8 protein-coding genes and 4 tRNA genes are annotated in these 12,497 nt (G+C 42.6%); 2 read left to right on the forward strand and 10 right to left on the reverse strand.

What is annotated here, in order from left to right:
* Positions 1-312: 312 nt before the first annotated feature.
* The 10 genes from V6252_RS05965 to V6252_RS06010 all read right to left on the reverse strand — a co-directional run bounded on the left by V6252_RS05965 (position 313) and on the right by V6252_RS06010 (position 8,497).
* Positions 313-630: a DUF6122 family protein gene (locus V6252_RS05965; RefSeq protein ID WP_227673252.1), complete on the reverse strand. Its 318-nt coding sequence runs from the start codon at positions 628-630 to the stop codon at positions 313-315.
* Between the two features lie 209 nt (positions 631-839).
* Positions 840-914 (reverse strand) — tRNA-Thr (locus V6252_RS05970).
* A 103-nt stretch (positions 915-1,017) separates the two neighbouring features.
* Positions 1,018-1,091, reverse strand: a tRNA-Gly gene (locus V6252_RS05975).
* 84 nt (positions 1,092-1,175) lie between these two features.
* Positions 1,176-1,259 (reverse strand) — tRNA-Tyr (locus V6252_RS05980).
* A gap of 67 nt (positions 1,260-1,326) precedes the next feature.
* A tRNA-Thr gene (locus V6252_RS05985) sits at positions 1,327-1,402 on the reverse strand.
* 192 nt (positions 1,403-1,594) lie between these two features.
* A complete protein-coding gene (gene trpE / locus V6252_RS05990) occupies positions 1,595-3,091 on the reverse strand; it encodes an anthranilate synthase component I (RefSeq protein WP_341609739.1) in 1,497 nt (498 codons plus the stop codon).
* 174 nt (positions 3,092-3,265) lie between these two features.
* Positions 3,266-4,582, reverse strand: a complete 1,317-nt coding sequence (locus tag V6252_RS05995; RefSeq protein ID WP_341609740.1) for an FHA domain-containing protein — start codon at positions 4,580-4,582, stop codon at positions 3,266-3,268.
* 157 nt (positions 4,583-4,739) lie between these two features.
* Entirely contained in the window at positions 4,740-5,591 is an 852-nt protein-coding gene (locus tag V6252_RS06000; RefSeq protein ID WP_341609741.1) for an RsiV family protein, read from the reverse strand.
* A gap of 202 nt (positions 5,592-5,793) precedes the next feature.
* Positions 5,794-7,389, reverse strand: coding sequence for a peptide chain release factor 3 (locus V6252_RS06005; protein ID WP_057758477.1), 1,596 nt, complete (start codon positions 7,387-7,389; stop codon positions 5,794-5,796).
* A 205-nt stretch (positions 7,390-7,594) separates the two neighbouring features.
* Positions 7,595-8,497, reverse strand: coding sequence for a hypothetical protein (locus V6252_RS06010; protein WP_341609742.1), 903 nt, complete (start codon positions 8,495-8,497; stop codon positions 7,595-7,597).
* A gap of 268 nt (positions 8,498-8,765) precedes the next feature.
* Here V6252_RS06010 and V6252_RS06015 point away from each other — a divergent pair, with 268 nt between their 5' ends.
* Together V6252_RS06015 and polA are read left to right on the forward strand one after the other, a co-directional pair.
* On the forward strand, positions 8,766-9,179 hold the full coding sequence (locus V6252_RS06015) for an Ohr family peroxiredoxin (RefSeq protein WP_057758473.1): 414 nt from the start codon (positions 8,766-8,768) through the stop codon (positions 9,177-9,179).
* A gap of 266 nt (positions 9,180-9,445) precedes the next feature.
* Positions 9,446-12,424: a DNA polymerase I gene (gene polA, locus V6252_RS06020; protein ID WP_341609743.1), complete on the forward strand. Its 2,979-nt coding sequence runs from the start codon at positions 9,446-9,448 to the stop codon at positions 12,422-12,424.
* Positions 12,425-12,497: the final 73 nt, after the last annotated feature.

A 12,497-nucleotide genomic window follows, 5' to 3' on the forward strand; every position in this document is an offset into this window, starting at 1 on the left:
GTGGCTTGTTACGTTCAAACTTGGCCTTTGCCATGGGTATTTCCTCTTTTTTTGGTGAATGATCAATAAAAAGCTGTTTAATGGCTCATAATAGAATTAAATCATCATAAACCTAGCTATCAACCGCACGAACCACTGCTTAAACAATGCTCCGAACTAATTCTTGTATCCGTTATTATACGCTGACTTGTCTTAAATAGTCATACATCTCTCAATCGATATCAACTTCTCTCTAACTAGTAGATATAAAGCTCGATTGATTATAACCTTTCTTATAACCGTATAATTATCTTGATATGCAAGGTCGCGATATTAGCTGACCGACATCATCAAACAATCCGTAAAATCCGTTAACATATGGAACAACAATCCAATTCCAATGATGTTAAAAGGCTTACGAAGAAAGAGCAAAGCAAAATACACTAGCATCGCATAATAAGTATGTAACGGATGAAAATTAATGCTACATCTATTTGCCTGAAATATTGGGTTTGCTACCAGATGATCTATATCAACTAACATGGTCGCAAGCAAAATCAGATATGCTTTTTTCCACTCTTTTCTAAAAAACGCAATCGCGATAAAAAGAGGAAAACCAAAGTGCAAAAAATAATGTATTAATGTCTGCATACTGACCTATTAGCTTTAGTCTTCTTTATATAAGACCATCAAAACCAATATTTATTAATATACTGACAGCACTAAAAGGCAACACCTCAGTGTCACCTTTGAATCATTGTCTACCGCACTACTGTTATATATTTCAATATTCTATAATTTCGATATCGACGCAAAGTTATATAAATAGCAAAACAAGCATAAAAGGTATAAACAATAAATGGAGCTCATATCGAGAATTGAACTCGAGACCTCTCCCTTACCAAGGGAGTGCTCTACCGCTGAGCTATATGAGCGTATGTTAAAACCTTTGAACTGCACTAAAAAAAATATCACGATGCAGCAATAATTACTGACTCTCGTGATGATTTATTGTTATGCTTTGCGATGGTGTATATATGGAGCGGGTGGCGGGAATCGAACCCGCGTCATTAGCTTGGAAGGCTAAGGTGTTACCATTATACCACACCCGCATTTACTCTTATTCAGGATAACTCTAATCGAGAGTTATGAGATATAGAGAGTATGCTTGGCGCTATGACAAACTTTAGAAAATATGGTGGTGGGGGAAGGATTCGAACCTTCGAAGCTTTCGCGACAGATTTACAGTCTGTTGGGTTTGACCGCTCCCCAACCCCACCTTAGGTTGCTTTGAACAAAAATGACTTACATTTAAGACAAATTCATAAAAAGCTACTTTAAGAGAGATGGTGCCGACTGCCGGGATCGAACTGGCGACCTACTGATTACAAGTCAGTTGCTCTACCAACTGAGCTAAGTCGGCTTGTTCTCTTAAAGTGGTGGCTATTCTATCAAATTTTTTGAGATGCGCAAGTACTTTTTCATCTTTTTTTAAATTAATTTGATATAAATATTTAAGTTACTGATTAAGCTGGTTTTTTTATAAATAAAAATATGACGATAAATTGGCTTTTTACTTGCAGCCTTTGTTTTTGCCATATCACCGGCCATTTAATTAGCGAATACGCAAGCCATTACAGGCCATTTCTACCGCTTTTATTAATGCTAATGCTTTTTTATTGGTTTCATCCCATTCTTTTTCTGGAACAGAATCAGCAACAACCCCTGCTCCAGCTTGAATATGTATCTCACCACGGCGCATCACCGCAGTACGGATAGCAATGGCCGTGTCCATATTACCATTCCAACCTAAATAACCTACTGAACCGCCAAACACCGTTCGACGTACTGGTTCTATCTCATCGATAATTTGCATAGCGCGGATTTTGGGTGCACCCGATAACGTCCCAGCTGGGAAAGTGGCACAAAATACATCTAGTGCATCCTTATCAGCTCGTATCGTACCTTCAACGTTAGATGCGATATGCATTACTTGTGAGTAGCGCTCTATAAACATTTTTTCTGTGACCTTGACACTGCCATACTCGCAAACGCGGCCAATATCATTGCGACCTAAATCAATGAGCATCAAATGCTCGGCCGTTTCCTTCTCATCATTTAACAGCTCTTGCTCAAGCGCTAGGTCTTCAGCCTCATCTCGGCCACGTTGCCGTGTCCCTGCCAGCGGCCTTACCGTCACTTTTCCATTTTCGATACGGGATAGGATTTCAGGAGAAGCACCGATAATATCAAAGCGTTTGTGATCGTCGAGTGTATAACCATGCACCAAAAACAGATACGGTGATGGGTTTAGATAGCGGAGCGCGCGATAGACGGCTAGAGAGTCGCCTGTATAGTCCGCTGTCAAGCGCTGCGCTGGCACTACCTGCATGACGTCACCTGCGGCGATGTAATCCTTTATTTTATTGACATCACTACAGTATTTTTCAGCACCTGTTTGCGATATAAATTTAGGCGTAGGCATTATAGGTGCGCGCAAATTGGACGGCTCAGCTAGCTTTTCCTCGATTTGTTCTAGCTCACGGATAGCTGAACTGTAGCCATCCTCAGACTGGCAATCAGCATAGACGATGATTGACAGCGTATTCTCTAAATTATCAAATACGATCACGCTCATCGAAAGCATCAGCCACATATCTGGCATAGACATTGGATTGGCCGCATCAGATAAACCAACACTTGGCTCAATAATGCGCACCATATCGTATCCAAAGTAACCGACTAGACCGCCGCTAAAGCTCGGCATCGTCGGCACATCTTCAGCGGTTGGCATATGATATTGTGCCATCAGCTCACGCAGGTAATCAAAGGGATTTTCTACTGACTCTGTATCGATATGATCGTTTCGTTTGGTCGTCATATTGCCATCAGCGTACTGCAAAATCAGATCGCTACCCAATCCAATCATAGAGTATCGTGCCCAGCGCTCACCGCCTACTACAGACTCAAATAGATAGGCAGAGCCGTTTAGATCACGTACTTTGGAGAATACAGATACGGGAGTCTGCGCATCCATCAGACGCTTTTTTACTAGCGGTGCGTGACTAAAGCATCTATCTCTAAAAGCTTGATATTCTTCAAAAGTCATCATAATAGCGCTCTCTTAGCAGCTTATAGGCAGTAATAAACTATAAGCTGCTCTATAAAATATAGCGCCAATATTCGCTAAAATATCGACGCTATAATGAGTCATTTGTTTAAAAAACGGTACGCATAACAAGGCTCTCTATCAAAAATTAAGACAAAGAACTAGTGTAGAATTGAATTACGCACCGCCCATATTAAACAACCATAAGGCCAAACCGATAATTAGAATGGTCACAAATACCCATATAAACCAGCCGCCGCTCGCTTTTTTCTCTACATGACCTGCATGAGCAGGGTTGCTGATTTCTTGATCCATCGCATTATTGCCTTCGGTACCAAGATCGCGCGGCTGCCCTAAATTAGCCGTGCCTGAAAACTGTGCACTAGCTGCTTGTTTGGCTTTTAAAACTTCAGGGTCAGCTTCTTCTTGTAACTCTGTTTTTGTCGTTTTGTCGTGTTCGTCTTGGACTGCTGGCTCTTCATGCATTACTGGCTCTTCATGCACTGCTGGCTGCTCTTCTACCACTGGCGCGCTATCAGTAGATGCTGTCTGTGGTGGCTCTGTAGTCGTCACAGCCTCTGTTTCAGTTGCCGTTGGTACAGATGCATCAGCTACTACTTCTGTAGCAACTGGCATGTCTTCTACTGGCGTAGGCGATGCTGCATCCGCGTCAGACAGTACTTCATCAATCCCTGTTTCTTTGACAACTGGCTCTGTAGCAACGGCTTCTTCAGTAGCTAGCTCTTCAGTAGCTAGCTCTTCAGTAGCTAGCTCTTCAACAGCTGGTTCTTCAACAGCCGGTTCTTCAACAGCCGGTTCTTCAACAACTGGTTCAACGGTTTCGTGCGTAGGGGTTACTGATTCTTCGGTCATATCTGAGCCAGTATCGACAGGTAAAGGTTCTACAGGTACAGTATCATCTGTAGCAGGTAACATTTCTTCGATACCAGTTTCTTTAATCACGGGCTCATTAGCTGTTTGCTCTTTGATTGGATCTTCCTCAAGAACGCTTTCCTCAACTACTTGCTCTTCGGTCACAGGCTCACTAGTAGGAGTGTCTGTAACGGCAGCTGTATCATCATTCTCATGTATATCTGATACTGGTTCTTCTGTGGTCACTGGCGCTAGCGTTTCACTCTCTGACGTCGTCCCAGGTGCAGTAGATGCCTGTACTTGAAAGCTAAAACTTGCAAAGCCAAGTGTGTCGTCTGTTTTTAGATGACTAGATTCATTACCTGCAATACGTTGCTCATTGATAAACGTGCCATTAGAAGAATCTAAGTCTTTTACGTACAGCTGACCGTCCAACACACTGAGCACTGCATGGTTGCGAGAAACCTGCTTGCTACCTAGCACTACGTCGTTATCACTACCACGACCTATAGATAAGCTATCACTAACTGTCAGTGTCAGGTCACCTAGCGCTTCGGTCAGTGCATTTAGCTGCCAAGTTGTACTTGCTGCCGTATTCATACTATCTGTCTCGTTTGTCATGTTATAACTCCTTATTTTTCTATTGAATATCCAATGATGCTAAAAATAATAACTCTAAAATATTACTGCCAATTTATGATAAGTATTGTCGCTATTTCTTTAATAAAATTTGCCTAGGGCGATTTATTAATTACTTTCCTCAAACACCATACAGCATTTACTTTGGTATAAAGCGAGGTTTTATAACTTTTTCGAGCTTGCTATACGGTATATTAAGGACAGGCATACCGTAAGCATATGGACCAATAGAATAATGCTGATAACGAATGCTAACGCCTGTATCAGTCAAGGTCACATTATCGCTCAACGTAAATGGCCAGTTTTTCTCATAACTGCTCACGTCTTCGGCAACCGTTTTGACCCATACTTTATACGCATCATAGGCAAGTGCCTCAAAACGAGGTTTTTTACCTGAGATAAGCATGTCATCAAGCGTGACTTGCTTTTTGGTACTTGGGTCAAATACTAGGTACTCGCTATAAGGCATGCCGTGTGCACCGCCAGTATAGACATAGGAACTAATCTCAAACAGTTCAAAGTCATCGACATGACCTAAGTAATTAGGCGTTATCATTAGGTTATAACCCCACGACACATCATCAGGCATATCTTGAAATTGCGGGCTCACAAAGCTATCAAGAGCATCCGTAACTTCTTTTTCGCTGCTTTTACCCTTGATAGGTACTGATTCTGTCATCTGACTATTGACGACTAAGTTATCGATACGGGCATTGGTAATCTCATCTATCCAGTTTTGGCTGCTTTTGAGATATTTAACTTCAATCTCTGGACAGTTATCACGCTTGTCACACGTCTCTTGTATATTACTGGGTAGTTGATACGGTAGATATTCAGTGCTGCTAATAAAACTTCCTGCATTTACCGACATACTAACGGCACTTAACAGTAAGCTGCCAGTCAACATAGCAATTGAACGTCTCTGGCTTACCTTCATCGAAAATAGATCAGCCGATATAGATTTATCATCAGTTTGAGTCGTAGTGTGCATATGTCCTCTTCTACAAATATAAAATGCCATTTAATATTCTACCGTAACAATTGCAATGTATTGTAGGAAGACTGTTCACGTTTTTGAGGTGGTGTAAGCGAACGGTTATCTGACTCTGACTATTTGAGTCGTAAACACAGGCAATAAAAAAGACACGGCTGGCGTGTCTTAATCAATAAACGATACAAGCGTATAAATAAATTTAATGTTCGCGAGTGCTACTAAAGGTCACTTCTGGATAGCGGTCTTGCATCAGCTGTAAATTGACACGTGATGGCGCAAGGTAAGTCAGATAACCACCACCATCTAATGATAATTGATCATGGGCTTTTTTCTTGAACTTCGCCAATGCTACTTCATCATCGCAATGAATCCAGCGTACTGTAGCTATCGATACTGGCTCAAAGGTACATTGAACTTTGTACTCTTCTTTTAGACGATGCGCGACTACTTCAAACTGTAGTACACCAACCGCACCCAAAACCAAATCATTATTAATTTGTGGCATAAAGACCTGCGTTGCGCCCTCTTCACTTAATTGTTGAAGACCTTTTTGCAGGGCTTTTGATTTAAGCGGATCTTTTAGTACCACACGGCGGAACAATTCAGGAGCAAAATGCGGAATACCTGTAAAGCTTAACTCTTCGCCTTCAGTGAAGCTGTCACCGATGGAGATGGTGCCATGGTTATGCAAGCCAATGATATCACCTGGATAGGCTTCTTCTAGTGCCTCGCGGTCACCTGCTAAAAAGGTCAAAGCATCAGCAATACGTACGTCTTTACCCAGACGCACATGTTTCATTTTCATACCCTTCTCGTACTTACCAGAGCACACTCGCAAGAACGCAATACGGTCACGATGACGTGGATCCATATTGGCCTGAATCTTAAAGACGAAGCCCGTAAAATCTGTCTCGGTGGCTGAGACTTCACGCTCAGTCGTTGGATGGGCTTTTGGCGGCGGGGCATATTTGACCAAGGTATCAAGTACCATGTTCACCCCAAAGTTACCCAATGCCGTGCCAAACAATACTGGCGTCATCTCGCCAGCCAAAAATGCTTCAACACTGAACTCTTCTAGCGCCATCTGTACCAGCTCAAGCGACTCTTCAAAAGCGTCAAACATCAGTTGTCCTAGACGCTCACGGATATCTGGATAATCGTAGCCTTCACGAGTCTCAGAGACCGTCATCTTGCCGCCATTACCTTTTTCATAAAAGTAAGTTTTATTTTCAGTCAAATGATAAACGCCAATGAAGTCTTGACCCATACCGATAGGCCAAGTCACTGGGATACATTTGATTTTCAACACTGCTTCGATTTCGCTAAGCAATTCAAGCGGCTCACGAATCTGACGATCTAGCTTGTTGACGAATGAGATGATAGGCGTATCGCGCATACGACATACTTCCATCAGCTTGATGGTTCGTTCTTCGACACCTTTTGCACCATCGACCATCATCAGCGCACTATCTACTGCAGTCAAAGTACGGTAAGTATCTTCACTAAAGTCGGCGTGACCTGGGGTATCTAGTAGGTTGACCATATGGTCTTTATACGGAAACTGCATGACAGACGTCGTAATCGAGATACCACGCTCTTGCTCCATGCTCATCCAATCTGAAGTTGCATGACGATCTGTTTTACGGCCTTTTACTTCGCCCACTACCTGAATCGCTTGTCCCCACAACAGGAGCTTTTCGGTCATGGTGGTCTTACCAGCATCGGGATGCGAGATAATGGCAAAGGTGCGGCGCTTAGCAACTTCTTTGTTTAATTTCTTTGGATCTACGCTCATAATTTTCAGCTTCAACAGTTATGTGATTTAGAAGTGACTCTAAATAAATAAAATAAATAATGGGCGTATTGTAGCGGATTTAGCATCAGGGTGCAGAATTAGCGTATAAAAAAACACGGCCCGTTATTTAAACGAAGCGTGTTTTTAGGCTTTTAAATTGCGATTATCATGCTGGAATAGCACGACTAATAGCCATCAATTCATCTCAATAGTAGCGTTCGATTTGCTCAGCTAAGAAGTCGCCAGCCACCTCATTGACGATTGTACAATCGACTACGTCAAAACGACTGTCTGTGTTCGGATCGGTGCTACCTTTGGCGACATAGTTTGCCTCATAGACGTCCTTTCCGTACTCAACACCGCTATATTCATAAGCAGGCTGATCATCGTATTCAAAAAACATGACTTGTGCGGCTTGCTGCTGATTGCCTATGCCCACTCCGAACTGAGAAGTTCTATGATCTCTATCTGCACTAAAGCGGGTTTTGGCCACTTCAATCCATCTCTCTATTGAAGCGTATCCAGTCTTGTTTTTCTCATTAAATGCCAAAAACGAACGCTCACTGGTTACCACAGGGATATAACAAACCGACCCTTCAGGAAAAGCAACGTTGGTCGGAATTTCAGAATAGTTATTTAAGTCGGTAATAATACCGTATCTATTGTTCACGTTTGTACTAGCAACATAGCTGTTAGCACGCAAACCTGACAAATTGAGCGTCTTATAAGTGGTTTGGTAATCTAGCTGGTTGTTGGTGTTTTTTTCATAAATGGGGCGTTTGACCGTCCGATTATTAACCTCGATGTCTTTATTTTCAAGTCGACCCTCGAAGTCATCTCCCAGTACGGTTCTGTCTAAATCATTCAGGCTTTGATTGCTATAACTGTTGATGAGATTGGTTGTTTTGATCTCGCGCGCACCAGTACGATACGTTTCATCAATTCGCGCAATCGCCGTAGCGTTGGCTTTGCTATCATAACTATTAGCAAAACTTGTCAATGTAATCTCGCTACTAGCCGTCCCATAAGCGCCGTCTTCTTCCTCGCATCCTATCAAAGCAAGCGTCGTCAAAAAACAAACACTAGGTATCGCAATCCATCTATTCATCAAACAATGTCCTTATGATTCAGATTTCTATTATCCGTACTGATAACCTATATATGGCTCATTACCGCTATTGTACCTCTTCGACGGCTGTACGATAAGCTTGTAAATCTAAAAACGAATAAAACTGAGCCCGAAATCTCATTTACAAACTAGCAGTATATATTTACTCTCTATGCACTGAGCTGCGTGAGCGATTTGTTATGCTAGGTTTCACATTAAGATTTACCACTTAAATATAAACATAAAAACTCACAACAAAGGATATGTCATGAAATCTTTATACTCTACCAAATCTACTGTTACTGGCGGCCGCATGGGTACAGCAACCTTAAGCGATAGCGATCTTGAAATCAATATGGTACCACCAGGCGGTAATGAAAAAGGTAATAATCCTGAGCAATTACTCGCTATGGGTTATGGCGCTTGTTTTGATGGTGCTTTAGGCGTAGTCAAAAAAATGGAAAGCGCCACATTTGGCTCAACTGTTGAGACCTCTGTAGACCTACTACAAGGTGACAATCACGAATATAAGCTTGCCGTAAAAATCCATGTCATCGCTGATAATACAGACCTATCTGCTGACGAGATCCAAAAATTGGTCGAAAAAGCGCATGAAGTATGCCCATATTCGAAAGCGACCAGCGGTAACATCGATGTCGAAGTCTCTTCAGAAGTAAAATAACGTATTTAGAGACTCGTTATCAACATCTACCAAATAACAAATAGTCGATAGTCATCCAATACCAAAAGAACTCAGATTATCTGGGTTCTTTTTTTGTCTTTAGCAATCTATTTATCCTAGACATGAGATATCGAAAACTCAGTATAGATTTCAATAAAAAAGAACATGATAGAACATCTCGTAACGGTTAAGCAGTTCGGCACGCGCTGATTTTATAGTTATAATAAGCGTATATATTTTTATCTAATAGCTGATAAGTGACTTTTATGACTGATGACATAGCTGACAATACCACCGATAACGACCACAACTCTCACCAAGCGCTTGACCCCAAAGCATTACCAAACTTCGATACCATGCCTAACGTGGCGCTGATGGATACCAGTCATGTAGACAAAGATCAGCCGCCTTTTATTTTGGTTGATGGCTCTTATTATCTGTTCCGCACTTATCACGCCTTGCCAAAAACCATGCAAAACTCGCAGGGCCTAATCACCAATGCGATACGCGGTACACTCAACGCACTACTAAAGCTGATGCGTCGCTATCATCCTACCCATATGGCTGTATGCTTCGACACCAAATCACCGACTTTTCGCCATCATATGTCTGCTGATTACAAAGCCGCTCGTCCACCCATCGATGTCGAGCTGGTAGAGCAAATTCCTTATATTCATCGTTTGGTCACTGCATTAGGTATTCCGCTGTTGCGTATCGAAGGTGCAGAAGCGGATGATATCATCGGTACACTTGCCCATCGTGCTGTCGAGCAAGGCCATCATGTGGTCATCTCAACGGGTGATAAAGACATGATGCAGCTGGTCAATGACTGCGTGATACTAGAAGACAGCTTTACAGGTAAAGTCACGGATACGCCAGCGGTAATCGATAAATTCGGTATTAACCCAAACCAAATGATCGATTTCTTAACGCTAATGGGTGATGCCTCTGACGGTATCAAAGGCGTACCTGGTATCGGCAAAAAGACTGCTAAAGACTTGCTCGTTGAGTATGGTGATATCGAAAATATGCTCAAACATATTGGCTTTATCAAAGGTCGAGGGGCGAAAGGTCTGATTGAACATGCCGACGATATTCCTTTTAACAGAAAGCTTGCTACCATCGTCACTAACTTAGCCATCGGCCAAAATTGGAATGATCTAAAAATCAATACTGATCCTTGTGCGCATATAGATGAATTGCGCGACTTATACAATGAGCTTGAGTTTAGAAATGAGCTGGCATCGCTTGATCATCCCAATCACCCTGCCAATGGTTCTAAAAGTGTTGCTGATAGCCAAGCCAATACTGAGTCACAAGCACAGGTGGCAAAATCACTCCAATCAACCAAGAGCGACAACATCAAAGACAGCGCTAACCATGATAAAGCATGGCACACTGTACTCGATGAGCCAGCGTTTGATAGCTTGGTCGAGTTGTTAGAAGCTGCTCCGCATTTTGTCATTGATACCGAAACCACTAGCGTTCATTGGCGTAATGCACAAATCGTTGGTTTATCCTTTGCGTTGCAAGCACATGAAGCGTATTACATTCCGCTTACGCATAGCCTAGAAGGTGATGAGCTAACTGCTAAGCAGCTTGATCGCGATACAGTATTAGCTCGCTTAAAACCTGTCTTAGAGAATCCTAATATCGGTAAAATCGGTCAGCATCTAAAGTACGATGCGCATATCCTCGCTCACTATGATACCGACCTAGTTGGCGCCATACATGAGCAGCCAAATAACTGGGCAATGGACACCATGCTTGCCAGCTATGTCATCAATGCAGCAGCCACTCGCCACGGCATGGACGATTTGGCACGTCATTATCTGCAAACGCAAACCATCAGTTTCGAAGATGTGGCAGGTAAAGGCGCTAAGCAAGTTACTTTTGATCAAGTGGCTATCGATATCGCGAGCGATTATGCGTGTGAAGATGCTGATATCACCTATCAATTATTTGACGTGTTCAGCGTTGAGCTGGCTAACGATGCCAATAATGCCAAATTACTACACGAGCTAGAAATCCCAACGGCAGAGATACTTTGCCAAATGGAAGCGCATGGTATTTTGATTAAACGTTCATTCTTAAACGAGCTATCAAAACGCTTCGATGAAGAAATCATCGCTCTAGAGAAGCGCGCCTATGAAGTGGCAGGTGAAGAGTTTAACTTAGGCTCTCCTAAGCAGCTCGGTGAGATGCTGTTTGAAAAGCTAGGCGTCGCTGGTGGCAAAAAAACCAAGTCTGGTCAATACTCGACTGGTGAGGCGGTACTATCAAAAATTGATCATCCATTGGTCGATATTACACTAGAGTATCGTGGATTATCTAAGCTTAAAAGCACTTATACTGATGCGCTGGATAATGTTGCAGATAGTGAGACGGATCGCGTACATACTAGCTACCATCAGGCGTTAACGAGCACTGGGCGTTTGTCATCGACAGATCCTAACTTACAAAATATCCCAATTCGTACTGCGACTGGTCGTCTCATTCGTCAAGCCTTTATCGCACCAGAAGGTCGCGTTATTTTGGCCGCGGATTATTCACAAATTGAATTACGTTTAATGGCGCATTTCTCAGGTGATAAGAACCTAACCCACGCCTTTAACGAAGGGTTAGATATTCACGCGGCCACCGCTGCCGAAGTACTTGGTAAGGATGTCGCAGACGTCACTTCAACCGAGCGCCGTAACGCTAAAGCTATTAACTTTGGTCTGCTATACGGGATGAGTGCCTTTGGACTTGCCAAGCAGCTACAGATGAGCCGCGGCGAGGCACAAGACTATATCGATATGTACTTTGAGCGCTATCCAGGCGTCAAAAACTATATGATCAATACTCGTGCAAGCGCTTATGAGCAAGGTTATGTCGAAACAATATTGGGCCGTAAGCTCTATACGCCTGATATCAATCACAGCAATCGTATGGTCAAGCAAGGTGCTGAGCGCGCTGCGATTAACGCCCCACTACAAGGCTCTGCTGCTGATCTAATCAAGCTTGCTATGATTGCCGTTGATAAAGTGCTGCCAAAAGAGCAAGCTAAAATGCTGCTACAAGTTCACGATGAATTGGTGTTCGAAGTGGATGCCGATAAAGTAGACGAAGTTAGCCAGCTGATTACTGATGCTATGCAAGATGTATTGACGACTACAGCAGTAGAAAAAGGCTGGAATGTCGACTTTGCAGTGCCATTATTGGTCGAGACTGATAGCGGTCAAAACTGGGATGAGGCACACTAATCACTCACTGCCATTTTATCAAATATGTAAGGTATGATTATTCGTGTACCTTACAGATATGAGAGCTTTTGAT

The sequence above is a fragment of the Psychrobacter proteolyticus genome (genome assembly GCF_038155145.1).
GTDB lineage: Bacteria > Pseudomonadota > Gammaproteobacteria > Pseudomonadales > Moraxellaceae > Psychrobacter > Psychrobacter proteolyticus_B.